This is a genomic window from Prevotella sp. E13-27, from assembly GCF_023217965.1.
Taxonomy (GTDB): Bacteria; Bacteroidota; Bacteroidia; order Bacteroidales; family Bacteroidaceae; genus Prevotella.
Map to the genome: position 1 here is coordinate 1472713 of NZ_JALPSC010000002.1, position 25882 is coordinate 1498594.

Consider the following 25882-nt stretch of genomic DNA (forward strand, 5'->3'; position numbering starts at 1 on the left):
TATGGAATGGTTAGTTAATCTATTCACTAATACTGAATCGGTAGCCCACATTGCATTGCTCTATGCAGTAGTGATTGCAGTAGGTGTCTATCTTGGCAAGATCAAGATTGGAGGTATTTCCCTTGGAGTGACCTTCGTCCTGTTTGCTGGCATTGTAGCAGGTCATATCGGATTCACAGCCCCTACCCCAATACTTACCTTCGTACAGGATTTCGGACTTATCCTCTTTGTGTTCATGATCGGTTTGCAGGTAGGTCCTGGCTTCTTTGAAAGCTTTGGAACGGCAGGCATCAAGCTTAACGGACTTGCAGCCTCAGCCATACTGCTTAACATAATTGTGATGTTCGCTTGCTACTTCATATTCTTTGACACAACGAACATTGCAAACCTCCCCATGATGGTAGGTACGCTCTATGGCGCTGTAACGAACACACCTGGTCTCGGTGCTGCAAACGAAGCACTTAGCTCCATGAGCAATATCTTCAATGGCAGTGTGCCTCAGATTGCATCAGCTTACGCTTGTGCATATCCTCTTGGTGTCGTTGGTATCATCGGTGCAACAATTCTCGTACGCTTCCTCTGTAAGATTAAACTTGAAGAAGAAGAAGAGAAACTGAATGAGACGGAAAGCGGCAAAGCCAACAAGAAGCCTTACAAGATGCACCTTGAGGTATCGAACAAGTATCTTGAGGGCAAGACGCTATTACAGGTTCACGACTTCCTGAATCGCGACTTTGTTGTATCACGTCTCGTACACAACGGAGAGCTTTGCATCCCTAACCGAAACACATTATTTCATTTAGGCGACCAGATGCTCATCGTTTGTGCAGAAGCAGACCAGGAGGCTATTACTGCCTTCATCGGTCCAAAACTCGACATCGACTTTGAGCAGCAAGACCAGCCACTCGTTTCGAAGCGTATTCTCGTAACCAATCCGGAAATCAACGGAAAGACACTGGCTTCGATGCATTTCTCAAGCGTACATGGTGTCAACGTTACCCGCGTAACTCGTCACGGAATGGATATCTTCGCTTCAGCCTCACTGCCACTGCAGGTAGGCGACCGTGTGATGGTTGTTGGTCCAGAGGATGCTGTTGACCGCGTAGCGAAGAAGATGGGTAACTCAGTGAAACGTCTCGACCACCCTAACATCGCTACTATTTTCGTAGGAATAATCCTGGGTCTCATCTTCGGCTCACTGCCTTTGGCAATTCCTGGAATGCCTGTACCAATAAAGCTCGGTCTCGCAGGTGGTCCGCTCATCATAGCAATCCTAATTGGTCGCTATGGTTACAAGATTCATCTCGTGACTTATACTTCTACATCAGCAAACATGATGCTACGCGAAATAGGACTTGTACTATTCCTTGCATCAGTAGGTATCAAGGCCGGTGCTTCGTTCTTCTCGACAGTGGTAGAAGGTGACGGACTGCTCTATGTGCTGACTGGTTTCCTTATTACTATTATACCTATATTAATAATAGGTCCGATAGCACGTCTGAAGTTCAAGTTCAATTACTTCACAATAGCAGGTATGCTTGCCGGTACATATACCGATCCCCCCGCACTTGCCTATGCTAACAGCATATGCACGAAGGAAGCTCCTGCTGTAGGATACTCTACTGTATATCCTCTCGCAATGTTCCTCCGCATATTTACAGCACAGCTCATTGTATTGTTCTGTTGCGGTTGACATAATATAATTATGGTGGTTAGGTTCTCCAAAATGAGAACTAACCACCATCTTTGCTTATAAAACAGATAACAACTAAAAGCCAATATAACTATAACCAATACAAACGAAATGAACAAAGTCAGAATTCTGTTAGGCTCTTTACTAGTTTCAGCCTCACTGACATCACTTGCTCAAGGTTCGAAGAGCATCGTTATAAGCGAAGTGCTCACGAACAACACAGCCAGCATTCAGGATTCTTACGGCAACAGACATGCTTGGGTAGAACTTGCCAACACATCGTTCTCACAACACAACGTTCGTGGCATGTTTCTAACCACAGACCGCTCTGTGCTTGACAAGAAAATGAGTGTTCCTGAAAGAATCAAGCGCATGTCAATCATCCCCAATGGCGAAGACAGAACAAACATGGGGGCGCGAAAACATCTTATCATCCTATGTAACGCTTCACCAACAGAAGGCAAGTTAAGCCTTGCGCTACCCGTACCTACCGACAAGCCTGTTTGGATAGCTCTATATAACGGCAATGCTACGGAGCTCATAGACTCCGTAACGGTGCCCATCCTTAACACAAACGAGAGCTATGCTCGCGTAAATGGGTGTTGGGCAGTTAAAAGTCCTGAGAATGTAACTCCTGGCATAGAGAACTACATTGAAGCCAACGAAAGCAAGATAGCAAAGTTCAAACGCGAAGACCCACACGGTTTTGCCATGAGCATCATGGCAATGGGAATAGTATTCCTCTGCCTGGCTCTACTTTGGATATTCTTCACAATTTTCGGTCTTGCTGCAAGACACATGGAGACTGCTAAGAAAGTTGCTCACAAGCAGCCTATCAAACCCATAACGCAAACTGTAGAGAAGACCATTGAGATAGCCCACACTACAGGAAACATCCTTCAGGACGGTTTCAAGATGAAAGGCAAGGACATTGAAGTGTACATGGCAGTCATAGGAATGGCTCTCAGACAATATGAAGAAGATGTACACGATATAGAGAGTGGCGTCATCACCATCAAGCCCAAAGACACTAACTGGGACGATGAATACAGCCAGATGACACAACTCCACGAACCGTTTGCTCCAACAAGCCACGATTATTCAAGAATTCCAACTACACCAGAACTTTTCTAATAACAAATAAGACTATGAACAAATATCAATATAAAGTACAAGGCGTTGACTATGAAGTCGAAATCGCCGAGGTTGAAGGTAACATCGCCAAAGTCAACGTAAACGGAATACCCTTCGAGGTTGAGCTACAGAAGCCTATCAATGCGTTCAAGCGTCCTACAGGTAATACTGTCAAGATTGAACAGCCAAAGCAGACCACTCAGCAATCGACAAGTCAGCAGTCAACAACACAGCAGGTTGTAACAACGCAGCAGGCTGCTACAACGGAAGCTCCAGGAAATGGCAATCAAATCAAAGCTCCACTTCCCGGCACTATCACGGACATTAAAGTTGCCATAGGCCAGCAGGTAAACATTGGTGACACTGTTCTTGTACTTGAGGCAATGAAGATGCAGAACAACATTGAAGCAGAATATTCTGGTACAGTAACCTCAATATCAGTGAAGACTGGAGAAACTGTGAAAGAAGGCCAAGTGATGTTGGTGATTGGATAGTACAATAGTGAGTTTTATATCACGCGTAATTCATTATCGTTTATGTTTGAATTCATTATACAAAACCTCAACGAGTTTCTTACCTACACCGGCTTTGCTAATGCCGAAGTAGGCAATATTATAATGATAGCAGTAGGTGCTCTGTTCATCTATCTTGCCATAAAGAAAGATTTCGAGCCCCTACTGCTCGTGCCAATAGGTCTTGGCATCATTCTTGGTAACATTCCGTTTCGTGCAGATGCGGGACTCGAGATAGGTATCTACGAGGACAACTCCGTACTTAACATCTTCTATCAGGGTGTGCGTCAAGGATGGTATCCACCACTCATCTTCCTCGGAATAGGAGCGATGACAGACTTTACTGCCCTACTGGCAAACCCTAAGCTGATGCTCATAGGTGCAGCAGCTCAGTTCGGAATTTTCGGGGCCTATATGCTTGCTCTGTTATTTGGGTTCGAGCCTAATCAGGCAGCGGGCATTGCCATCATCGGTGGTGCTGATGGTCCTACAGCCATCTTCCTGTCATCGAAGCTATCACCCAACCTCATGGGTGCCATAGCAGTATGCGCATACAGCTACATGGCTCTTGTTCCCCTAATTCAACCTCCATTGATGCGTCTGCTCACTACTGAAAAGGAACGGACAATAAAGATGAAGGCAAGCCGTGAGGTAAGCCAGAAGGAACGTATTCTCTTCCCCATCATCGGTCTGTTGCTCACCACCTTCATCGTTCCGTCAGGTCTGCCCTTGCTCGGCATGTTATTCTTCGGCAATCTTTTGAAAGAAAGCGGCAAGACCACACGTCTGGCAAAGACTGCTGGCGCAGCCCTCAACGATATTGTCGTGATGTTGCTCGGTCTCACCGTTGGTTGCTCTACCCAGGCATCTGAGTTCCTTACTCTCAACACCGTGTTTATCTTCGCTATCGGTGCTTTTGCATTTGCTGTGGCAACAGCAAGTGGCGTATGCTTTGTGAAGTTGATGAATCTATTCTTGCCAAAAGACGAGAAGATTAACCCTCTGATTGGTAATGCAGGTGTAAGTGCTGTTCCTATGGCTGCACGCATATCAAATAACCTCGGTCAAGAGTACGACCGTCACAACTTCCTGCTCATGCATGCCATGGGTCCGAATGTTGCAGGTGTCATTGGCTCTGCTGTTGCTGCAGGTGCCATACTCGGATTCCTTTCGTAATATTACAGAAACGAAAAAAAATAAAAACTATGACAGGAACGGCAGATTACTTATTGAGCATCTTCGTAGCAGCTTTGCTTGGAGGAGCCATCGGTTTTGAACGTGAATATCGTTCGAAGGAAGCTGGATTCCGTACCCACTTTCTTGTAGGACTTGGGAGTGCACTTTTTATGATACTCTCAATGCATGGATTTGATAGCTTCGTGGCTCAACCAGGAGTAATCATTCAGCGCGACCCGGCCCGTATGGCTGCACAGGTGGTTAGCGGAATCGGTTTTATTGGTGCCGGATGTATCATTTTCCAAAAGAATGCAGTAAAGGGGCTTACCACGGCGGCAGGCCTGTGGGTAACGTCAGCCATAGGCATGACAGCCGCCACAGGCATGTATACTGTTGCTGCCGCCTCAACGGCGATGGTTATTGTGTGCCTTGAGGCGATGAATTTCATTCATCACCATATTTTTAAGCATACGCCACACGAAAGTTATGATGCGGATGAGAATTCTGACAGCAGCACAGAACAATCTAAATAGCCAACTGCACAGTCTGACAATGATATAAAACGATACTAAGAATCTGTAGAACATAGAACTTCAAGTAAGAGTTTTAATCTAAAAAACCACAACTATCACAGTCGCAATAGTTGACGTGCATTGGCTATAGCTGCATCGCTGACATCACTGCCACTGAGCATCTGTGCAATCTCAGTGACACGTTCGTCTGACGAGAGTTTCTGCATATGACTGACGGTGCCATTAGCCGTTTCCTCCTTATACACCTTATAGTGATGGGCCCCAAGGGCTGCTATCTGTGGCAGATGAGTTATGCTTATTACCTGTCGGTCTTGCTGTCCCATTTCATGCATTATCTGTGCCATCTGCTCAGCAATTTTTCCACTGACACCGGTGTCTATCTCATCGAATATTATTGTCGGCAGTTTCACCGCACCGCTAATCATCGCTTTCAGGGCTAACATAACGCGTGCTATCTCGCCACCCGATGCCACCTGGGAAACAGGCTGAAGTACTGTCGAAGTATTGGCACTGAAGAGGAACGACACCTTATCCTGTCCGTTACGGCCAAGCTGCTCTTTCGTCAAAGCCACCTCGAAGCGAACATTCGGCATTCCAAGGGGTACAAGTCGTTCACGCATCTGTTTCTCCACTTCACGAGCAGCTTTCACACGCTTTGAGGATAGTTTGTCAGCAAGCTGCTGACACTTATCCTGAAGTTCTGCGAGTTTCTTGCGTTGCTCTGCTATGTTCTCATCGCTGTTCTCGATGTTAGATAGTTTTTTCCCAATCTGTTCTTCTAACTCAAGAAGCTCTTCAACAGTCGTTACATGATATTTTTTCTGTAGCTCATAGATACGGTCAAGACGAGCATTCACAGCGTCAAGCTCTGCTGGGTCAAAGTCAACCTTTGACAGAAGGCTGTTCACCTCTGCAGCCACATCCTTCAGTTCAATATAACAACTATTCACACGTTCTGCTAATTCTTCAGAAGATGCAAATACTCGTCCAATAGAATGAAGTGACGAAGTCGCATTACGAAGCAATGACAATGCCCCACCCTCTTCACCGTCGAAATAGTTTTCAGCATCGTAGAGAGCTTGTTTTATCTCTTCTGCGTGACTCATCGTCTCGCTTTGGTCTTCCAATTTCTGCTGCTCACCTGCATTCAACTTAGCAGCAGACAACTCATCGTACTGGAACTGGAGGAAATCTGCTTCCCGACGGCTTTGTTCTATCTCTTTTTCAAGGGTTCTGAGATTCTGTTCTGCCTCCTGATAAGCAGCATATGATTTCTGATAAGCCTCCAGGTCTGCTGAGTCACGAGCTATAATATCAACAACCTCAAGTTGAAAGTCCTGCTTATTTAACAGCAGATTCTGATGCTGCGAGTGTACATCTACCAAGCTCTCGCCAAGCTCCTTCATCAGCGACAATGCGACAGGAGTGTCGTTGATAAAAGCACGGCTCTTTCCAGAAGCAGTAAGCTCGCGTCTCAAAATAGTGTCTTCCGCATCCTGTTCAATGTCGTTCTGCACAAAGAAATCATCCATAGCATAGCGCGAGAGGTCGAAATGTGCCTCTATGACACACTTATCAGAACCAGCTTTTATGGCTTTGGAGTCAGCACGCTGTCCTAAAAGCAGACCTATTGCTCCAAGAATGATGCTTTTTCCAGCACCAGTCTCACCTGTGATAACAGAAAAGCCCTTGCAGAACTCTATGTCAAGTTCCTCAATGAGCGTATAGTTTTTAATATATAAATGCTTTAACATAAACGAACTCTCTCAACAACTATTGCCTAATCTTTTCCCACGTAGTGTTCTGCGATGCATTAAGACCAAGAAGGATGTCATAAACAGTCTGTTTTTCCTTCTGAGTTCCTTTACCTTTGTAGATATTTGCCAACTCATCTTTCTTGTAGTCAGTCCAAATCTGGGGCAATAGACTCAGTGGTTTATCTTCATGAGCTTTTTTCAGACAGTTCTCAAGTGCAGTCGTGACATTGGTGCGTCCACGTTCCACGTTTTGCGCCATCTCGTCCAAACCCTTACGATAGTAGTCATATTGCAACTGTCGGAATGGTTTCATTGCCTCGTCAAGATAGTCATTGATGATAGCAAAGCGGTTACGTGAGTCCTCAAATGACTTCCATCCGGGGAAGTCCAGATTCTGTGCATTGTTTACAAGGTTCATACAGCGCTGCAGTACATCCGTTCCTCCCATAGGTGAGAAACTATCCAGATCGAGTCCTATGATAAGATATGCATAATACGCTAAAAGCGCCACCAACTGATTATCAACATAATCCTCCTGATTGAAGTTCAGTTGGTCGAACTGTGCAAACTCAAAGTCAAAGTTCTTATCACGATTGTTGTAAAGTGTTGTCGTATATGCAGAGTTATAGACAGGACGATTGGCCTGGATCAGCGCAGTACACGCAAAACGGTTAGAGCTGGCATCGTATTTCGTTACAGTAAGATTAAACGTACATGATATACGTTCGTTCTGCTGGAACTGCAAAGCGGTCCACTGTCGCTCGTTAACGAACTGTTCCATCGTCTTCTGCAGATTATCGAAGACAGAGGCATCGGTACCTTGAATTTGCTGATGGTTAATGTTTATCTTTACCACCAGTTCCTGTGCCTGCATACAAGTCGCGAAAAGTAGCAGCAATAATGATATGGAGAGAAGTCGCTTCATTAAGAAAGAAATTTATTTCATGCTTGCCAGCTCATCAATAATATCACGAGCCACCTCATTTTTAGGTTTCTTCTCATAGTCTTTACGACCAGTATGTGATATAATTGAAATCTGGTTTTCGTCGCTCTTGAAGCATGTACCCTCGTTACGCAGTGAGTTAAGAACGATGAAATCAAAGTTCTTCTTCTCAAGTTTATTTTGGGCATTCTGTTCCTCGTCGTTTGTTTCGAGAGCGAATCCAACAAGCTTTTGGTTTGAGCGTTTCATCATGCCAAGCTCAGCTGCAATATCGGGATTGGGCACAAGATGAATATCCATTGTCTGTCCAACCCTCTTGATTTTCTCTTCCGCTACGCTTTCAGGACGGAAATCAGCGACAGCAGCACAAAGAATGGCAGCATCCATTTGAGGGAATGCGTTCACGGCAGCATTGTACATTTCCTGAGCACTCTCCACATTAACACGATGGATGCGAGGATGTGAAGATTTCAGCGAAACAGGACCGGCAACCAACGTCACATCAGCACCACGACGAGCACATTCCTCTGCGAGGGCGAAGCCCATCTTACCACTGCTGTAGTTTCCTACAAAACGTACCGGATCTATCTTCTCGTATGTTGGTCCTGCTGTCAACAGGATATTTTTTCCGACAAGGTCTTTTGGTTCAAAAAACTCGTCAAGAGCCGCTACTATATGTTCAGGTTCAGCCATACGTCCCTTACCTTCCAATCCGCTGGCAAGGAAGCCGCTCTCTGCCTCTATGAAGTGATTTCCAAAAGAAGCCAGACGCTCCATGTTTGCCTGCGTTGAAGGATGGGCATACATGTCAAGATCCATAGCAGGAGCAATGAAAACAGGAGCCTTCATAGAGAGATAGGTCGTAATGAGCATATTGTCAGCCACACCATTAGCCATCTTGCCAAGAGTTGAAGCCGTGCAAGGAGCTATAAGCATAGCATCAGCCCATAATCCCAAATCAACATGGCTATTCCACGTGCCGTCACGCTGAGAGAAGAACTCGCTGATGACTGGTTTATGAGTAAGTGCAGAAAGTGTTATAGGGGTTATAAACTCTTTTCCCGCAGGGGTAATCACCACCTGCACCTCTGCCCCAGCCTTTATCAGTCCACGAATGATGAGACACGCCTTATAGGCAGCTATAGAGCCAGTAATACCTAAAACGATCTTCTTCCCTCTGAGCATATTATTTCATTTTCTGTGCCTCACGTAAACGGATTCTGGTCAGCACCTGTTTTGTGTTATAGGTAAAATCTCCTGATAACATCCATCCATAGTAGCCTGGATCATATCTCAACACGTCTGCAACAGTTTTTCCCTTATGCTTACCAAAGTTGAAATACTCCACCATAACAGGTTTCCCTGCCTCATCAAGCACCACATTGCCATTAGAATCCTTTGCTTCACCCCAGACGATACGTCCTGCGAAATCCACATTCTGGTTAACCTTTGAAAAATCTGCAAGGAATTCAATATCGTTCTTCAGCACACGTCCTTCAGGATTCTCTCCCAGTTCTCGCTGTCTCTCCTCAGTGTAGTGGTCCAACTCACCCATCAACACACGATAGGTTGCTTCCGTATCCTGATCGGCACGGTGAGCCTCGAAGTCATCCTCCATCTTACGGCCACAGTAGAACTTATAAGCAGCAGCAAGGTTACGGCGCTCAAGTTTATGGAATATTGTCTGAGCATCTATAAGACGACACTTTGAAAAGTCGAAGTCAACACCTGCACGCAAGAACTCCTCTGCCAACAGGGGTACATCGAAATGGTTTGAATTAAAGCCTGCTATATCGCTACCACTGAAGATGTCGGCAAGCTTCTTTGCCATTTGTTTGAACGTTGGCTGATCCTTCACATCATCATTACTGATACCAGTCAACTCTGTTATTACAGGCAATATATACTGCTCAGGATTAATGATGTGGTTACCACGCTCTTCATGGCCGTCAGGAAACACCTTAATATATGATATCTGTATGATTCGGTCCTTAACCAAATCAAGACCCGTCGTCTCCAAATCGAAGATGACCAACGGTTTCACAAGATTTAATTTCATTTTTAATCGTTTATCAACATTGGCATCATCAGCATGAGCACATCCTGATTCTCAGGTTGCTCAGAAGGAATAACCAATCCGGCACGGCTTGGGTCTGCCAATTGTATTACGACCTGCTCACAATCGAAATTACTGAGTATTTCAATAAACGAAGATCCCTTGAAACCTATGCTCATTGTCATGCCATTATAGTCACATGCCATGCGCTCAGTAGCAGTCTTTGAGAAGTCATAGTCTTCCGCGTCAAGCTGCAATGTACCATTCTCAACGTGGAAACGAATGAGGTTACTTGAATCGTTAGAGAAAGGCTGGACACGACGAAGTGCTGAAAGCAGAGCCACACGGTCAACAGTAAGTTGGTTAGGATTGCTCTGAGGGATAACAGAATTGTAGTTAGGATAACGTCCTTCAATTAGGCGGCATACAATCAGTCCGTCCTCGAAATTAATTTCAGCATTGCGCTCGTCGAAGCGAATTACCACATCACCACCATTCTTGCTGAGCACGCTCTTCAAAAGAGAAGCAGGCTTCTTAGGCAGTATGAATGCTGCTGGCACATCGCTTTTTACAGAGAAGATCTTATTACGCACCAATTTATGTCCATCGCTTGCCACAACTGCAAGGCAATCAGGAGTGAGATCAAAGTAGATACCATTCATAACAGGACGAAGTTCATCCTGAGCCGTTGCGAAGATTGAACGGTTAATGTTATCGGCAAGCATTTGTGAGCTGATATTGATGGTTGTTGCGCTCTCACTAACCTGCTGACTCTGTGGGAACTCATCAGCATTTTCTATTGGCAGAGAGAACATACCATTCTGATAGCTTATACGAGCAATATTCTCACCTTGATTCACGTCAAATGTGATAGGCTGCTCTGAAATGCCCTTCACCGCTTCGAGAAGGTCATGGTTACCAACGCAGAAGCGACCATCGCTGTCAGCTTCGTTAAGTTCCATTGAGGTTTTCATCATCACCTCACTATCAGATGCCGTAAGATTCAATCTACCATCCTGGACTTCAAAAAGGAAGTCACCAAGTATAGGCAAAGAATTTTTACTGTTAATAACTCGAGATAAAGCAACAAGGCGATTGCTAAGTGCGGTACTTGAAACTGTAAATTTCATAATATTCTTGATAATTTGTTTTCTGTATTTGGAGTACAAAAATACTAATTTAATATGGGATTAACAAAATAATGTCCATTTTTTTTCTTCTTTTCAAACAATTTTAGTAATTTCGCAAGCGATTTCGAAAAATACAAATTAAAGTAACAATAAATTATCATGGATTTAACAGGTAAAGTAATTGCCATTATGGAGGCAAGGAGTGGTGTTTCAGCACGTACAGGCAATCCTTGGATGACACAGGAGTATGTAATAGAAGTACCAGGTCAGTTCCCTCGCAAAATGGTTTTCAACATCTTTGGTGAGGACAAGATTAAGCAGTTCAACATTCAGGCTGGCGAAGAAATAACAGTACAGTTTGATATCGATGCACGCGAGTTCAATGGTCGTTGGTTCAATGACATCCGTGCATGGAACATCCTACGTGGTCAGGCAGCCCAGACTGTTCCTGCAGCAACACCATTCCAACCACAGCAGATGGCCGCACCACAGGGAGCCACAGCTCCATTCCCTCCTGCTCAGGAGCCTGCAGGTGAAGGTGCAGCAGACGATCTGCCATTCTAAAAAGATTGTCACGAGAAGAAAAAGAAAATGAGGATGAGCTGCTGCCCATCCTCATTTTCTTTTACGTTTAAACAAAAACTTATTTCTTGTTATCTACAGCACACTGCTCAATGGGCAGGCACTTCTTATAGTTCTCGATGTAGCGCTCAAATCCGGCGACATCCTCAGAAGTAGGAGCAATAGAAACGCCTGTGTTGCCAGCAAAGACGACCTCCTCAAGATAGTCAGCAAGGTTGCGTCCCTTATTCTTAATGAGATAACCTGCAAGCAGAGCGATACCCCATGCGCCACCCTCACCAGCTGTTTCCATCACGCTGATTGGAGAGTTGAGTGCAGCAGCGAGCATACGCTGACCTACGCCTGCTGTCTTGAAATAACCACCGTGACCAGTGATGCGATCCACACGAATCATCTCGTCCTTCAATAGGATGTCGTTACCAATCTTCAGCACACCGATAGCGCCATAGAGGTGTGCACGCATGAAGTTAGCAAGATTGAACTTGTCGCCTGCAGAGCGAACGAACATGGGACGTCCCTCAGAGAGACCTGTTACAGGCTCACCAGAAACATAGTTGTAAGCCATCAGTCCGCCACAATCGGCATCACCCTCAAGAGCTTTGTTGAAAAGCTTACCATAGAGTTCGTTCATATCAACCTTTATGCCGAGGAGCTGCTGATACTCCTTAAAGAGACCGACCCAGGCATTAATGTCTGACGTACAGTTGTTACAGTGAACCATGGCTACGAGTGATCCGTCAGGAGTAGTCACCATATCAATCATCTCGTATGGCTTAGACAGAGGCTTCTCAAGAACAATCATCGAGAATGATGATGTACCAGCAGAAACGTTACCAGTACGCTGTTTAACAGCATTGGTAGCAACCATGCCTGTACCTGCATCACCTTCTGGAGGACATACTGGCACGCCTGCCTTCAAGTGACCTGACACGTCAAGTTTTAGGGCACCCTCTGGTGTCAGGAAACCAGCATTCTCGCCTGCGTTCAAAGATTTGGGCAGGATATCAAGCAGTTTCCAAGAGAATCCCTTAGGAGCAATAAGCTCGTCGAACTTGCGCACCATCTCAGCATCATATGTCTTCGTAGCGGGATCAACAGGAATCATACCTGATGCATCACCTACTCCCAGCACGAACTGACCCGTTACCTGCCAGTGAACATAGCCGGCCAGCGTGGTAAGATACTTGATGTTTGAAACATGCTCCTCGTTGTCGAGAATAGCCTCATAGAGGTGAGAGATGCTCCAGCGGAGAGGTATGTTATAATTGAAAAGCTCAGACAGTTCAGCAGCAGCCTTACCTGTATTTGTATTACGCCATGTGCGGAAAGGCACGAGAATTTGCTGTTTCTCATTGAAAGCCATATAACCGTGCATCATAGCCGAGAAGCCTATGGCAGCGAGTGTTTCAATCTCACAATCATACTGCTTCAATACATCCTTGCGCAGCTCTGCATAGCAGTCCTGAAGACCATACCAGATGGCTTCAATGCTGTAAGTCCAGAGTCCGTCAACCAACTGGTTCTCCCATTCATGAGAACCCTGTGCGATGGGTTTATTGTCCTGATCGATGAGGACAGCCTTAATACGGGTAGAGCCAAACTCGATACCGAGAATGGCTTTACCTGCTTCAATTGTTTGTTTTGCGGTCATACTATTTATCTTTTAATTACTTCAGAGCTTTGTTCAGCATGTAGTACACCTCGTTGTTCTGCAGTTGCTGCTTAAACTCATAGGTCTTAGTATCCTTATTTATCTTAACATACTCTATGCCAAGCATCTCAGCGAAGTCCTCCCAGTACTCTTCGGTGATGTCGTAAGAGAATGCAGAGTGGTGAGTACCACCAGCGAGGATCCATGCGCCTGCGCCAATCTCAAATGTAGGCTGTGGAACCCACAGAGCAGAAGCGACAGGAAGATTTGGCATTGGCTTTGGCTCGATACACTCCACTTCCTGTGAAATCAGACGGAAACGGTTGCCGAGATCAACGACAGTAGCCTTGATGCCGCGTCCTACCTTTGAAGTGAACACGAGACGAGCAGTCTGCTGCTTGCGGATACCGATACCGAGGAAGTGAACCTCGAGCTTTGGTTTATCGACAGCGATGAGAGGACAAACCTCGAGCATGTGGCTCTGCAGGCAAGATGAGCGGTCACCTGCAAAGTTAAGAGTGTAGTCCTCGAGGAATGAGCATCCTGTCGGCATGCCCTGCTGGATAACCCACAATGTGCGATAGAGACAAGCCGTCTTCCAGTCACCCTCGGCACCGAAGCCGTAGCCTTCTTCCATCAGACGCTGTGAAGCAAGACCAGGAATCTGGTCGAAGCCGCAGAAGTCAGGAGCATCGATATCTGCATCACCCAAGTCATCGAAGTTGGTGGTAAAGGCAGTAGCACCCTCATCCTTCAGCACGCGACGCAGAGCGATCTCAGCCTTAGCAGCGTTCTTAACCTTCTGCCAGTAAACTTCCTCACCACTCTCATCAATCTTGATGGTGTAGAGTTTCTTGTATTCCTCTACCAAAGCGTCAGCCTCAGCATCAGTCACCTGCTTGAAGTACTCCATCAGAGAAGAAACTGGATAGTAGTCAACATGATAGCCCAGACGCTGCTCGAACTCCACGCGGTCACCATCAGTAACGGCCACGTTGTTCATGTTCATACCAAACATCAGACAGCGCACATTGTGAGCATCAGCAACACCAGCTGCTACACGTGCCCAAACAGCAATCTGCTTCTGAGCATTCTCGTCTTTCCAGTAGCCGCAGACGACCTTACGTGGAACACGCATACGAGTGCAGATGTGTCCGAACTCGATGTCACCGTGAGCCGACTGGTTCAGGTTCATGAAGTCCATGTCCATTGTCTCCCAGGGTATCTCGGCATTGTACTGTGTGTGGAAGTGCAGCATTGGCTTCTTCAGAGCCTGCAGACCCTTGATCCACATCTTAGCAGGAGAGAATGTGTGCATCCAAGTGATGATACCAATACACTTCTCCTCGTTATTTGCAGCCAGCATAACCTGCTCTACTTCCTTAGAGCTGTTAGCTGTACCTTTATATACAATCTTCACAGGAATGTTGTCACTCTTGTTCAGACCGTCAACCATCTCCTTTGAATGTCCGTCAACTGCAACCACTGCGTCGCCTCCGTAAAGGAGCTGTGCACCAGTTACCCACCAAATCTCATAATTATCAAATGCTTTCATTTTGTTCTGGCCCCGCTACTAATCCCTTGTGGGGAAAGACCTAAACAGGGGCAATGGGTCTTTTAGTTATTAATAGTTAGTATATAATTTTTTCGAGCTTAAATCAAACCGTTTCTTACTGCATAATCCCAGGCATCGTGGTCGACCTGCTGCATGGTGCGCACATCGGAAGGCAGTTCGTGAACAGCATAGGCGCTTTCCACAATCTGAAGGACGACGCAGTAGCGCCAACCATCGACCTCGTACCATTCGGTAGTCCAGACGCCATCGTATCCTAATACGACGTTACGTTCCTCACCGTTTCCCATCGCTTTGATGCGGATGCTATCGCTCGCTTCAATAAGGGTGAACGTAAAAGTGTGCTCGCCTTCATAGGGAGAGTGATAGAAGCCATGATATGTAGTCCACACGATGGCAGCACCTTCCTCCAGTTTAGACACATGGTTAGTCCACTCGTCAGTAACGATTTCTGTCTCACCCACTTTTTGCTTCATAGCCATGAGCTTCAGGTCGCGATTGCCCCACTTGTCGTTCATAATGCAGTCTGGTTTCGACTTAATGTTTCTGGCCCTTCTGTCCGTAGTAGGCGTTTGGGCCGTGCTTACGCATGTAGTGTTTCTCCACGAGAAGTGGGTTCATTGTCAAGTTGGGATTCACAGAGAAAGCAACAAAGGCCATCTTCGCACACTGCTCCATAACCTTAGCATTATAAACAGCGTTATCAGGAGATGTACCCCATGAGAATGGACCGTGGTTCTTCACAAGCACAGCAGGTGTGTGATCAGGGTTAATCTTACGGATATTCAGAATCTCATCTACGATAACGTTGCCGGTCTCCAGTTCGTACTGTCCTTTAACCTCAGCCTCAGTCATATCACGCGTACAAGGGATATCCTTGTAGAAATAGTCGGCGTGTGTAGTTCCAATGTTAGGAATATCCTTACCAGCCTGTGCGAATGCTGTAGCGTAGGTAGAGTGTGTATGAACCACGCCCTGTATGTTAGGGAATGCCTTATATAATACAAGGTGTGTAGGAGTGTCGCTTGATGGGTTGAGGTCACCCTCTACCACTTTGCCACTCTCCAGATCAACCACCACCATATCCTCAGCCTTCATCTCGTCATAGCTGACACCGCTTGGCTTTATTACTACGAGGCCTTTCTCACGGTCAATACCTGAAACGTTGCCCCAAGTAAAAATTACCAATCCCTGCTTTACAAGGTCGAGATTGGCTTTAAACACTTTCTGTTTGAGTTCTTCTAACATAGTATTCCTATAGTTTAAAGTTACTATCTTCGTTATACATCTTTTTATTAAAACGATAAAGATATGCGCCACGCTTTGAGCTGAGTTTGTCTATAAGCTCTGTTTTCTCAATGAAGTCCATATCCTTAATACGCTTACGGAAGTTGCGCTTATCTATCTCCTCACCCCCAACAGCCTCATAGAGACGCTGCAATTGGGTTAGCGTGAACAGATCGGGAAGTAGCTGAAAACCGATTGGCTCAGTTTTCATTTTCTGCTTCATGAGACGCCATGCCTTACGCACCATCTCATTATGGTCAGAGTAGAGTTGTGGCAGTTCTGTCACATTAATCCATTCAAGGCCATGCTCCTTGCGAAGCTTTTCGCTATAATCCTTAACATTTATAAGGGCATAATATGCTATTGATATTACGCGTTCACCTGGATCACGGTCAACTTTTCCAAAAGCGCCCACCTGACGCATGAAGACATTCTTCATGCCCGTAAGGTCTCCAAGTGTTCTCTTGGCTGCTTCGTCAATGCTCTCGTTAGCATTGACGAAGCCACCGTAGAGGCTCCATTCTCCTCGTCCCGGGTCCATCTGACGTTTACCGATGAGCACCTTCAGCTTCGAGTCATCGAAGCCGAAGATGATACAGTCAACTGACACCCAGACTTTGGAATGTTCACTATAATAAGTCATTGTTTACTTGAAAATTACCAGAAATAGGCATAGAAGCAAGCGCAGAGGCCGATTACGATCAGGGTGCCCACGATGTCGAAGGTGCCCCAGCTCTCCTTGATCGACTTCTTGAAGTCAGCCGAGAAGGTGATGGCATCGACCTGAGCCTTGGTAGGTGCAGGCGTGAAGCAGCTCACGCAGACCATGAGGCAGATGATGAACACGAGCAACCAGCACTCGAAGATGAGCCAGTTGGTCTGCCAGAACCATGTGGTGTTCTCCCAGAAGGCACCTTCCATAGCAGCCTTGCCCGAGTCGGTGATCACGTTGGTCACGAGGCGAATCATGCCCACGCAGAAGCCGCCAATGAGGCCCCACTCACCTGCCTTAGGCGTGATCTTCTTAGAGAAGATGCCGAGCGTGAACACAGCCACCATAGCGGGGGCGATGAGCGACTGAATGTCCTGCAGATAGCTGTAGAGGTTGCCCATCGACATCATGACAGGCATCCAGGCCAAACCGAGAATCACGACCACGACTGTAGCCATACGGCCTACGAACACGTAGTGGGCCTCGCTCATGCCTTTCTTCATGGGCTTGTAGAAGTCCTCGGTGAAGAGCGTGGCGCAGCTGTTGAAGAAGGCGGCCAGCGATGCAACGAGGGCGCACACGAAACCGATGGTCACGATGCCCTTGATGCCGGCAGGCAGGATGTTCTTCACCATCATGGCGAAGGCGCCGTCGGTTGACTCGTGGTTGGTGATGTCCATCACGATGCCGCTGTCAGGATTCTGCGACAGGGCATAGGCTATCATGCCGGGGATGAGGAACATGAAGCAGGGCAGAATCTTGAAGAAGCCTGCTGCGATGGTGCCGCGACGGGCGCGCTTCATCACTTCGGCATTGTCCTCGCCGGGCACCTGACCCAGTACACGCTGCACGATGTGCTGGTCGGTACACCAGTACCAGAAGCCGATAATGGAGGCTCCGAGGAACACCACATAGCCCGGGAACTGGGGATACATGGGGTCGCCCGGATCGGTGTGGAACATGTGGGTGGTACCGTAGCCCTCGTGGGCTGCATTACACACGGCCATCATGTTCTCCCATCCGGCTGTGATGCTGCCGCCGCCCAAGGCCGAGAGGCCGAGGAAGAGCACGAGGAAGGAGCCTATAATAAGAATAGGTGTCTGAATGGTGCTGAGGGTCATCACGCCCTTCATGCCGCCGAACACGGTGAACACGGCTGTGATGGCAATCAGGCCGATGGCTCCATACCAGAAAGGTATGCCGAGCAGATACTTGAAGAAGATGCCGCCCGTGAAAGCGGTGACCGACACCTTGGTGAGCACATAGGCCACGAGGGTGATGATGCTGAGCCACGAGCCCGTGCGCTGGGTGTAGCGGAACTTCAGGAAGTCGGGCATGGTGATGATCTTGCCCATCTTGTTGATGAGCAGCTGATAGAAGGGCACGAACAGCCAGCCGAGAATCAGGATCATCCAGCCCTGCATCTCCCAATGGGCCATGCCCACGCCGTCCTTGGCACCTGTTCCGGCCAAGCCCACGAGGTGCTCCGAGCCGATGTTGGCGGCAAAGATGGCCATACCGATCACATACCAGGGCTCGCCCTTACCGAAGAGGTAAGCCGACGAGTCTTCGCCCTGCTGGGCTTTCTTGTCTTTCCAGATGGCATACCACACGGCTGCCACCACTCCACACAGGCCGACGATGAGCACCACCCAGTCGAGCCATATAAATTCATGTGAACTCCAGTTCATTTTCTTACTATTTGTTTATTTGTTGATAAGTCGTTTTTTCACTTGATTGAGAACTTATATGCAGCATGGCTGTAGTAGGGCTTTTCAGGAGTTACCACAGGACTTGCCCACTCAGGATGGTTGGGGCTGTCGGGGAACTTCTGGCTCTCGAGACATACGCTCACGTGCTGAGGATACTTCTTACCAAGTTTACGAACAACGTTCTCCTCACCTCCAACGCCCTGGAAGTTACCAGAGTAAACCTGCACACCAGGCTCGTTAGTGAACATCTCCATGAAGATGCCACTCTTTGGGCTATAAAGTGAAGCGCAAACCTGAGTATCGTCGCCCTTACCGTCCTTATATGTGTTCAGACACCAGTTGTGGTCATAGCCGTGAGCGTTCTTTGTCTGGCTATACTCTGACTTAATAGAATCGCCAACAGCATGAGGTGTACGGAAGTCCATTGGTGTACCCTCAACAGGGAGAATCTTACCTGTAGGCATGTAGCTGAAGTCTGCCTCAGTAAAGTTATCGGCATTGACATAGAGCACCTGATCGTAAGCAGGATTTTCGAGGTCGCCTGAGAGATTATAGTAGTTATGGTTTGTCTGGTTGATAATTGTTGCCTTATCGGTTGTTGCCTCCCACACGATATCAAGCACATTATCAGCAGTAACCTTATAAGTAGTCGTTGCCACAACATTTCCAGGGAATCCATTCTCGCCGTCGGCAGCAGTAATCTGCAGTTTGATGAGCGAGTCGTTAACCTCCAGCACGTCATACACCTGATTCATCCATCCTGTAGTGCCACCACCGTGAAGTGAGTGAATACGTGTATCGCCCTTGTGAGGATCGTTCTGGCGAAGCTGATAGGTAACACCGTCAAGTGTGAACTTACCGTCACAGATACGGTTGGCATAACGACCTACGCTTGAACCGTAGTCCGTTGGCGTATTGGCTGTGTCAGCATACTGAGCGATATTATCGAAGCCAAGCACCACGTCAGTAGGCTTGCCGTCTTTATCGTTCACCACGAGACTTACCACGCGTCCGCCATAGTTCGTAATGCACACTTCCATGCCATTAGCGTTCTTCAACGTGTAGAGCTTCACGGGCTTTTCATTAATCACTGTGTCAAACTTTGCTGCATCCAGGCCAGAGAGTGTCAGCTGAGCGGCTGCCTCTTTCTGTCCACCTGCACATGCTGAGAACAACAGCGCTGCTGCGCCGAGTCCTAACAATGAACCTTTTAGTGTTTTCATTAAATTGTTGTTTTTAAAATGAGTTTTAGCTATTGTTTTTCAAATTTGGGTGTAAATTTACGACTTTATTCTGAATCCACCAAATTCGCACGCGTAATACATGCCAAAAAGTTGTACGCACACTTAAATTTAATATTTTTTAAAGAAGCAAACGCTCAGTTTTCCGTTTTTTGCACGAACCAAAGCCCAAAGATTTGGCTGTTATAAAAAAACTTCGTACATTTGCACGTCAAAAAACAAGAGCAAATGAAAGAGGTAACCATTTCAGACAGCGCACTGCGCCAAGCCGCCCAACAAGGTATGGACACATTCGTAGCAACATTTGTGGAAGCCATACGTACAGCCATCGGTGGAGAACTGACAGCAGGCAACATCAGTGAGCTGAACGCTGACCAGATAACGTTGCTGGCATGGGACACGTTGCATAACGAGGTCATGGACGGAGGCTTTGTCCAGCTCATACACAATGGTTACGGACCTTTTATCTTCAAGAATCCGTTTGCCAAGGCGCTGAACAAGATGTGGAACATGCGCGAACTTTCAAAGCTCATCTATGATGCCCACTCGCTCTATGTCAAGTACGGCAAGGAGATTGAAGTCGACTGTACCGACGAGGAGTTCATGGCGCTTTTTGAGAAATATCCGGAGTTTGACGACATGGACGACCTGTTTGTTGAAAAAGAAGAGGAATATACCGAACAGGTAGCAAGATATATTGACAACAACTTAGAACGTTTCGCCAAAGTTGTTTAATTTTTCTTCATAAGAATATCGAGGAATGAATAAGACAGAACAGGAGCTAAGAAAGAAGAGCCCCGTACAGATAAAGAACAAGAAAGCGGCTTTCGAATACTTCTTTATTGAGGAGTTTACTGCAGGCATTGTACTCACAGGCACCGAGATAAAGAGTATACGCTTGGGAAAAGCGAGTCTCGTTGACACATACTGCACTATAATCAACAATGAGCTATGGGTGAAAGGCATGTCTGTAAGTCCATATTTCTATGGCTCATACAACAACCATGAGATGAAACGCGATCGCAAGCTACTGCTTACGCGACGCGAGATTCAACGATTGGCGAGCGCCACAAAGCAGACTGGCTACACAATAGTTCCAACACTCGTCTTTATAGACCAGAACGGACGTGCGAAGATGGATCTCGCGCTCTGCAAAGGTAAGAAAGCGTTCGATAAGCGACAGACCCTGAAAGAGAAAGAAGACCGCAGGGAGATGGATCGCGCAATGAAAAACTATTGAGTTGAGAGACAATAGTGATGAAAAGATTGTTTGAAATAATCAAAGAGAGAGTCCTGATTCTTGATGGTGCCATGGGCACTGTCATCCAAGAGTACGGACTTAACGAAAGTGATTTTAGGGCAGAACGGTTCATTGACACTGTCGGCACCATGAAGGGCAACAACGATATTCTTTGCCTTACACGTCCAGACATAATCAGCGACATCCACGAACGCTATCTCAAGGCAGGAGCCAATATCATAACGACAAACACGTTCAATGCTCAGCGCATTTCACAAGGCGACTACCACATGGAGTCCTTTGCGCGAGAGATGAACCTCGAGGGTGCACGTCTGGCACGCAAAGCTGCCGACAAGTATTCTACTGATGAACAGTCGCGCTTTGTAGCAGGTTCCGTAGGTCCAACGAACAAGACATGTTCAATGTCGCCTGATGTTAGCGACCCAGCCGCACGCGAGCTTACCTACGACGAGCTCTTTGAGGCATATACCGAACAGATGGAAGCTCTCATCGAGGGCGGCGTTGATACCCTGTTAATAGAAACAATCTTTGATTCGCTTAACGCAAAAGTAGCCATCGACGCGGCCATGCAGGCAATGAAACACATGGGACGGGAATTGCCCATAATGCTCAGCGTTACCGTTAGCGACCTCGCAGGCAGAACGCTTAGCGGACAGACCCTCGACGCATTCCTCGCGTCTGTTGACTCCTACCCCATTTTCTCCATTGGTCTCAACTGTTCTTTTGGTGCACAGCAAATGAAGCCGTTCCTAAAAGAGTTGGCTCAACGCGCTCCCTATTACATCAGTGCATATCCTAACGCCGGACTTCCAAACTCAATGGGACTCTATGACGAGACGCCAGAGACAATGGCACCTCAGATAGGTGAGTTCATCGATGAAGGATTGGTAAACATCGTAGGCGGTTGCTGCGGCACAACACCTGCTTTCATAAAGCGATATGTTCCATTGACTATAGGCAAACAGCCTCACAAGCCAGCCCCCATCCCCCAGAATCTCTGGCTAAGTGGCCTCGACATGCTTGAACTGACCTCAGACATACTGTTTGTCAACGTTGGCGAGCGCTGCAACGTGGCAGGCTCACGCAAGTTCCTACGCCTCATCAAAGAGAAGAAATACGACGAAGCCATTTCCATTGCCCGCAACCAAACAAGCGACGGTGCCCTTGTCATTGACATAAATATGGACGACGGTATGCTCAACGCTCGCGAGGAGATGGTTACGTTCCTGAACATGATTGCCGGTGAACCTGACATTGCAAAGGTACCATTCATGCTTGACTCCAGCGACTGGCAGGTGATAGTCAGCGGACTGAAATGTGTGCAGGGAAAATGTATCGTTAACAGCATCTCACTGAAAGAAGGCGAGGAGGTGTTTAAGAGCCATGCCCGTGATGTCATGCGCTATGGTGCGGCAGTCGTTGTGATGTGCTTCGACGAAGAGGGACAAGCCACTACCTACGAACGTCGCATAGCGATAGCCGAGCGTGCGTATCACATTCTAACCCAGCAAGTTGGAATGAATCCACAAAACATTATCTTCGACCCAAACATCCTCGCCATTGCCACAGGCATGGAAGAGCACGACAGCTATGCTCTCGACTTCATCAGAGCCACGAAATGGATACGCGAGAACCTGCCAGGGGCACACGTTAGTGGAGGTGTCAGCAACCTCTCATTCTCGTTCCGAGGCAACAACTACATTCGTGAAGCCATGCATGCCGTATTTCTTTATCACGCCATCCAAGCCGGCATGGATTTCGGCATCGTGAATCCAGCAACAAAGATTCAATATGCCGACATTCCACAAGAGGAACTTGACATAATCGAGGATGTTGTGCTCAACAGAAAGAAAGGAGCAGCCGAGAGGCTGATAAATCTTGCAGCCCAGCTCAATGCCGCCGAAGCAGCCTCTAAGGGTTCATCATCAGACAACAATTCCGGCATAGCCACCTCTGGAGCAGAGGATAAATCTTCCGTAGAGAAGGCTCCCCTCTCCGAGCGTCTTTCCCAAGCCCTCATCCGCGGCATAGGCGACAATCTTGAAGCCGACCTCAACGAAGCATTAAAGGAATATCCGCGTGCTGTTGACATTATCGAAGGGCCTCTCATGGCAGGCATGAACGAAGTAGGCAAGCGTTTCGGAGAAGGAAAGATGTTTCTGCCACAAGTGGTGAAGACCGCTCGAACTATGAAGCAGGCAGTAGCAATACTACAGCCACACATAGAAGCTCAGCAGACAAGCGGAACGAAGAAGGCCGGTAAGGTGTTGCTTGCTACTGTTAAAGGCGATGTCCACGACATAGGCAAGAACATTGTTGCAGTGGTTATGGCATGCAACAACTATGAAGTCATAGACATGGGAGTCATGGTGCCTGCCGAGCAGATAGTGAAGAAAGCATTAGAAGAGAAGGTTGACATAATAGGTTTGTCAGGCCTCATCACTCCAAGCCTCGAAGAGATGGTCAACGTAGCTCGTGAGCTGCAGCATGCAGGAATCAGCATTCCCATCATGATTGGAGGTGCAACGACAAGCGAACTGCATGTGGCACTGAAGATTGCACCTGTCTATGGAGGTCCCGTCATTTGGATGAAAGACGCGTCTCAGAACCCTATCGTTGCTGCACGTCTGATGTCTGACGAGAAAGCCATAGAACAAGAGATGAACGACACTTATGAGCATCTGCGCCAAGAGTATGACAGCCAGCAACAAGAGCTGACATCACTCGAAGAGGCTCGAAAAAAGAAACCGAACCTATGGGAATAAAAATAACGATAAAGTGAAGTGGAAGGTAATATGAGCGACAACAAGATAAAGACAGTAATGTTCGACTTGGGAGGAGTAATTATGACACTCAGCCCTGAACAGGCAGTAAGACGCTTCAAGGAATTAGGACTGGAAGATGCCGAACGGCAGCTCGACTCCTATTGCCAAAGTGGTATCTTTGGCGATTTGGAGTGTGGAAAAATCAGCGCAGAGACATTCCGACAGGAGCTGAGCAAGATGATCGGCCGAGAGGTAAGCCACGAAGAATGTCGCCACGCATGGCTTGGATATATGAATGAACTACCAGAACGCAACCTATTATTTCTCAAGCAATTAAGAAATATGGGCTATCGTGTATTACTTCTCTCAAACACCAATCCATTCATGATGTCGTGGGTAAACACCACGCAGCTGCCTGAACTCATGGACAAGTTCTATCTCAGCTACGAGATGAAGATGATGAAGCCCAATGAACAGGTGTTCCGACATGTACTCATGGAAGAGAAATCTTTCCCTCATGAGATACTCTTCGTTGACGACGGACCGCGAAACGTGGCAGCAGCAAGCCAGCTTGGCATGAGAACGCTCTGTCCTGAAAACGGCGAAGACTGGACTAATGACGTATTAAGACTACTAAACGAAGAATAGCAAACAATCAAACGAAATGAACTACAGAATAGCTTTACTTTCAATTGTCATGAGTTTCATTGTGCTTTTCGGAGCACAGGCACAAAAGAAGCGCGACATGCGAGGAGCATGGATCCAGTGTGTCAACGGACAGTTTGAGCGCATGGGTACAGAGAAGATGCAGCAGACACTGACATATCAGCTTGACGAGTTGCAGAAGACCGGTGTAAACACTATTATTTTCCAAGTACGTCCTGAATGCGATGCCCTCTACGAGAGCGACATTGAGCCGTGGAGCCGTTTCCTCACTGGCGTTCAAGGTAAGGCGCCCTCACCATACTGGGACCCTCTGAAGTGGATGATTGAGCAGTGCCACAAGCGCGACATGGAGCTTCACGCATGGATAAACCCCTATCGTGCAAAGACGAAGGGTACATCGGTACTTGCGCCAAACCACATCGCAAGCAAGCATCCCGAATTATGCTTTAATTATGACGGGCTGACTATTCTCAATCCAGGAATAGCCGAGAACAGAGACTTTATCTGCGACGTTGTTCGAGACATTGTGAACCGCTACGACATTGACGGACTCCACATCGACGATTATTTCTACCCCTACCCTGTTGCCGGACTTGACATACCCGATGACAAACAGTATGCCGCCAATAGCAACGGTATCAGCGACCGTGGTGACTGGCGTCGTCATAATGTAAGCCTCTTCATAAAGCAACTTTATGAGACCGTCCATGAGATTAAGCCTTGGGTCAAGGTTGGCATATCTCCCTTCGGAATCTACCGCAACAAGAAAAGCTCGCCTATCGGCAGCAATACCAATGGTCTGCAGAACTACGATCAGCTCTATGCCGACATCCTCCTTTGGGTAAACAATGGATGGCTTGACTATTGTGTGCCTCAGATTTATTGGGAGATAGGTAACAAGGCAGCCGACTACGAGACTCTTATACGCTGGTGGAACCAGCATGCCGGCAAACGTCCGCTTATCATTGGCGAAGATGTAGAGCGTACGGTAAAGCATGCCGACCTCCACAATCCCAATACCCATCAACAGGCAGCAAAGTACAAGCTTCACAACGAGCTTCCGAATGTCAACGGAACAGTTCTGTGGTATGCCAAGATGGCTGTTGACAACCCAGGCAGCTACTCTACCATGCTCAGGAAGAAATACTGGGCACATCCTTCGCTGCAGCCAAGCATGACGTTCATTGACAAAACAGCTCCAAAGAAGCCACGCAAGGTGAAAGCCGTATGGACATCCGACGGATACATGCTCTTCTGGACTGCGCCAAAAGGCAAAGGCTGGAAGAACACCGCTACGCAATACGCTGTTTATTGTTTCGAGAAAGGCGAGAAGGTGAACCTTGACAACGCCTCAAAGATTGTTGCCGTAACAAGCAAGACTTTCTTCAAGCTGCCCTACGAGGACGGCAAAAAGAAATATGTATATGTCGTTACGGCCCTGAACAGAATACACAACGAGAGCAAGAGCGTCACAAAGACCATCAAGCTATAACAAAGC

The 25882-nt window shown here is 47.2% G+C and carries 22 protein-coding genes and 1 pseudogene; 11 read left to right on the forward strand and 12 right to left on the reverse strand.

Features of this window, described 5'->3' with window-relative positions; genetic code table 11:
- Position 1 precedes the first annotated feature (1 nt).
- The 5 genes and pseudogenes from M1L52_RS15250 to M1L52_RS15270 all read left to right on the forward strand — a co-directional run.
- Positions 2–1693 (forward strand): putative transporter, encoded by a 1692-nt coding sequence (locus M1L52_RS15250; protein WP_248615879.1) that lies wholly within the window; start codon positions 2–4, stop codon positions 1691–1693.
- A 111-nt stretch (positions 1694–1804) separates the two neighbouring features.
- Positions 1805–2827 (forward strand): OadG family protein, encoded by a 1023-nt coding sequence (locus M1L52_RS15255; RefSeq protein WP_248615880.1) that lies wholly within the window; start codon positions 1805–1807, stop codon positions 2825–2827.
- Between the two features lie 14 nt (positions 2828–2841).
- Complete coding sequence (locus tag M1L52_RS15260) at positions 2842–3321, forward strand: acetyl-CoA carboxylase biotin carboxyl carrier protein subunit (RefSeq protein ID WP_248615881.1); 480 nt, start codon at positions 2842–2844, stop codon at positions 3319–3321.
- A gap of 42 nt (positions 3322–3363) precedes the next feature.
- On the forward strand, positions 3364–4515 hold the full coding sequence (locus tag M1L52_RS15265) for a sodium ion-translocating decarboxylase subunit beta (RefSeq protein ID WP_248615882.1): 1152 nt from the start codon (positions 3364–3366) through the stop codon (positions 4513–4515).
- 29 nt (positions 4516–4544) lie between these two features.
- A pseudogene (locus M1L52_RS15270) lies at positions 4545–4973 on the forward strand (MgtC/SapB family protein); the annotation flags it as partial.
- Between the two features lie 170 nt (positions 4974–5143).
- Here the strand turns inward: M1L52_RS15270 and recN are convergent.
- Genes recN through dnaN form a run of 5 tightly spaced genes read right to left on the reverse strand, consistent with a single transcriptional unit; the run spans position 5144 to position 10934 of the window.
- Positions 5144–6802 carry a DNA repair protein RecN gene (recN, locus tag M1L52_RS15275; RefSeq protein WP_248615883.1) on the reverse strand — a complete coding sequence of 553 codons (1659 nt, stop codon included), beginning with the start codon at positions 6800–6802 and terminating at the stop codon, positions 5144–5146.
- A 19-nt stretch (positions 6803–6821) separates the two neighbouring features.
- Complete coding sequence (locus M1L52_RS15280) at positions 6822–7730, reverse strand: DUF4835 family protein (RefSeq protein WP_248615884.1); 909 nt, start codon at positions 7728–7730, stop codon at positions 6822–6824.
- A gap of 12 nt (positions 7731–7742) precedes the next feature.
- Positions 7743–8933 carry a bifunctional phosphopantothenoylcysteine decarboxylase/phosphopantothenate--cysteine ligase CoaBC gene (gene coaBC, locus M1L52_RS15285; protein ID WP_248615885.1) on the reverse strand — a complete coding sequence of 397 codons (1191 nt, stop codon included), beginning with the start codon at positions 8931–8933 and terminating at the stop codon, positions 7743–7745.
- A 1-nt stretch (position 8934) separates the two neighbouring features.
- On the reverse strand, positions 8935–9807 hold the full coding sequence (locus M1L52_RS15290; protein ID WP_248615886.1) for a 3'-5' exonuclease: 873 nt from the start codon (positions 9805–9807) through the stop codon (positions 8935–8937).
- 2 nt (positions 9808–9809) lie between these two features.
- Positions 9810–10934, reverse strand: a complete 1125-nt coding sequence (dnaN, locus tag M1L52_RS15295; RefSeq protein ID WP_248615887.1) for a DNA polymerase III subunit beta — start codon at positions 10932–10934, stop codon at positions 9810–9812.
- 159 nt (positions 10935–11093) lie between these two features.
- Between dnaN and M1L52_RS15300 the strand changes: the two genes are divergently transcribed.
- Positions 11094–11498 (forward strand): DUF3127 domain-containing protein, encoded by a 405-nt coding sequence (locus M1L52_RS15300; protein WP_248615888.1) that lies wholly within the window; start codon positions 11094–11096, stop codon positions 11496–11498.
- 79 nt (positions 11499–11577) lie between these two features.
- On the opposite strand, the gene M1L52_RS15305 is transcribed toward M1L52_RS15300, so the two are convergent.
- From M1L52_RS15305 to M1L52_RS15335, 7 genes are all read right to left on the reverse strand, one after another.
- Positions 11578–13167 carry a xylulokinase gene (locus M1L52_RS15305; protein ID WP_248615889.1) on the reverse strand — a complete coding sequence of 530 codons (1590 nt, stop codon included), beginning with the start codon at positions 13165–13167 and terminating at the stop codon, positions 11578–11580.
- Positions 13168–13183: 16 nt separating this feature from the next.
- Positions 13184–14722, reverse strand: coding sequence for an L-arabinose isomerase (gene araA, locus M1L52_RS15310; RefSeq protein ID WP_248615890.1), 1539 nt, complete (start codon positions 14720–14722; stop codon positions 13184–13186).
- A 98-nt stretch (positions 14723–14820) separates the two neighbouring features.
- Positions 14821–15258, reverse strand: coding sequence for a hypothetical protein (locus M1L52_RS15315; protein WP_248615891.1), 438 nt, complete (start codon positions 15256–15258; stop codon positions 14821–14823).
- 19 nt (positions 15259–15277) lie between these two features.
- Positions 15278–15988, reverse strand: a complete 711-nt coding sequence (locus M1L52_RS15320; protein ID WP_248615892.1) for an L-ribulose-5-phosphate 4-epimerase — start codon at positions 15986–15988, stop codon at positions 15278–15280.
- 7 nt (positions 15989–15995) lie between these two features.
- Positions 15996–16670 (reverse strand): NUDIX hydrolase, encoded by a 675-nt coding sequence (locus M1L52_RS15325; protein ID WP_248615893.1) that lies wholly within the window; start codon positions 16668–16670, stop codon positions 15996–15998.
- Positions 16671–16684: 14 nt separating this feature from the next.
- Positions 16685–18430: a sodium:solute symporter gene (locus tag M1L52_RS15330; RefSeq protein WP_248615894.1), complete on the reverse strand. Its 1746-nt coding sequence runs from the start codon at positions 18428–18430 to the stop codon at positions 16685–16687.
- A 38-nt stretch (positions 18431–18468) separates the two neighbouring features.
- Positions 18469–19674 carry an aldose epimerase family protein gene (locus tag M1L52_RS15335; RefSeq protein ID WP_248615895.1) on the reverse strand — a complete coding sequence of 402 codons (1206 nt, stop codon included), beginning with the start codon at positions 19672–19674 and terminating at the stop codon, positions 18469–18471.
- A 246-nt stretch (positions 19675–19920) separates the two neighbouring features.
- Here M1L52_RS15335 and M1L52_RS15340 point away from each other — a divergent pair, with 246 nt between their 5' ends.
- Genes M1L52_RS15340 through M1L52_RS15360 form a run of 5 tightly spaced genes read left to right on the forward strand, consistent with a single transcriptional unit; the run spans position 19921 to position 25876 of the window.
- Positions 19921–20427 carry a DMP19 family protein gene (locus M1L52_RS15340; protein ID WP_248615896.1) on the forward strand — a complete coding sequence of 169 codons (507 nt, stop codon included), beginning with the start codon at positions 19921–19923 and terminating at the stop codon, positions 20425–20427.
- A gap of 25 nt (positions 20428–20452) precedes the next feature.
- Positions 20453–20932: an SsrA-binding protein SmpB gene (gene smpB / locus M1L52_RS15345; protein ID WP_248615897.1), complete on the forward strand. Its 480-nt coding sequence runs from the start codon at positions 20453–20455 to the stop codon at positions 20930–20932.
- Between the two features lie 17 nt (positions 20933–20949).
- Positions 20950–23718, forward strand: coding sequence for a methionine synthase (gene metH, locus M1L52_RS15350; RefSeq protein WP_248615898.1), 2769 nt, complete (start codon positions 20950–20952; stop codon positions 23716–23718).
- A 30-nt stretch (positions 23719–23748) separates the two neighbouring features.
- Positions 23749–24366, forward strand: coding sequence for an HAD family hydrolase (locus tag M1L52_RS15355; protein ID WP_248615899.1), 618 nt, complete (start codon positions 23749–23751; stop codon positions 24364–24366).
- Positions 24367–24382: 16 nt separating this feature from the next.
- Entirely contained in the window at positions 24383–25876 is a 1494-nt protein-coding gene (locus M1L52_RS15360) for a glycoside hydrolase family 10 protein (RefSeq protein ID WP_248615900.1), read from the forward strand.
- The last annotated feature ends 6 nt before the right edge of the window (positions 25877–25882 follow it).

Coding starts and splice junctions, on each gene's coding strand:
- M1L52_RS15250 (WP_248615879.1), top strand. CDS start 2: ATGGAATGGTTAGTTAATCTATTCACTAATACTGAATCGGTAGCCCAC.
- M1L52_RS15255 (WP_248615880.1), top strand. CDS start 1,805: ATGAACAAAGTCAGAATTCTGTTAGGCTCTTTACTAGTTTCAGCCTCA.
- M1L52_RS15260 (WP_248615881.1), top strand. CDS start 2,842: ATGAACAAATATCAATATAAAGTACAAGGCGTTGACTATGAAGTCGAA.
- M1L52_RS15265 (WP_248615882.1), top strand. CDS start 3,364: ATGTTTGAATTCATTATACAAAACCTCAACGAGTTTCTTACCTACACC.
- recN (WP_248615883.1), bottom strand. CDS start 6,802: ATGTTAAAGCATTTATATATTAAAAACTATACGCTCATTGAGGAACTT.
- M1L52_RS15280 (WP_248615884.1), bottom strand. CDS start 7,730: ATGAAGCGACTTCTCTCCATATCATTATTGCTGCTACTTTTCGCGACT.
- coaBC (WP_248615885.1), bottom strand. CDS start 8,933: ATGCTCAGAGGGAAGAAGATCGTTTTAGGTATTACTGGCTCTATAGCT.
- M1L52_RS15290 (WP_248615886.1), bottom strand. CDS start 9,807: ATGAAATTAAATCTTGTGAAACCGTTGGTCATCTTCGATTTGGAGACG.
- dnaN (WP_248615887.1), bottom strand. CDS start 10,934: ATGAAATTTACAGTTTCAAGTACCGCACTTAGCAATCGCCTTGTTGCT.
- M1L52_RS15300 (WP_248615888.1), top strand. CDS start 11,094: ATGGATTTAACAGGTAAAGTAATTGCCATTATGGAGGCAAGGAGTGGT.
- M1L52_RS15305 (WP_248615889.1), bottom strand. CDS start 13,167: ATGACCGCAAAACAAACAATTGAAGCAGGTAAAGCCATTCTCGGTATC.
- araA (WP_248615890.1), bottom strand. CDS start 14,722: ATGAAAGCATTTGATAATTATGAGATTTGGTGGGTAACTGGTGCACAG.
- M1L52_RS15315 (WP_248615891.1), bottom strand. CDS start 15,258: ATGAACGACAAGTGGGGCAATCGCGACCTGAAGCTCATGGCTATGAAG.
- M1L52_RS15320 (WP_248615892.1), bottom strand. CDS start 15,988: ATGTTAGAAGAACTCAAACAGAAAGTGTTTAAAGCCAATCTCGACCTT.
- M1L52_RS15325 (WP_248615893.1), bottom strand. CDS start 16,670: ATGACTTATTATAGTGAACATTCCAAAGTCTGGGTGTCAGTTGACTGT.
- M1L52_RS15330 (WP_248615894.1), bottom strand. CDS start 18,430: ATGAACTGGAGTTCACATGAATTTATATGGCTCGACTGGGTGGTGCTC.
- M1L52_RS15335 (WP_248615895.1), bottom strand. CDS start 19,674: ATGAAAACACTAAAAGGTTCATTGTTAGGACTCGGCGCAGCAGCGCTG.
- M1L52_RS15340 (WP_248615896.1), top strand. CDS start 19,921: ATGAAAGAGGTAACCATTTCAGACAGCGCACTGCGCCAAGCCGCCCAA.
- smpB (WP_248615897.1), top strand. CDS start 20,453: ATGAATAAGACAGAACAGGAGCTAAGAAAGAAGAGCCCCGTACAGATA.
- metH (WP_248615898.1), top strand. CDS start 20,950: ATGAAAAGATTGTTTGAAATAATCAAAGAGAGAGTCCTGATTCTTGAT.
- M1L52_RS15355 (WP_248615899.1), top strand. CDS start 23,749: ATGAGCGACAACAAGATAAAGACAGTAATGTTCGACTTGGGAGGAGTA.
- M1L52_RS15360 (WP_248615900.1), top strand. CDS start 24,383: ATGAACTACAGAATAGCTTTACTTTCAATTGTCATGAGTTTCATTGTG.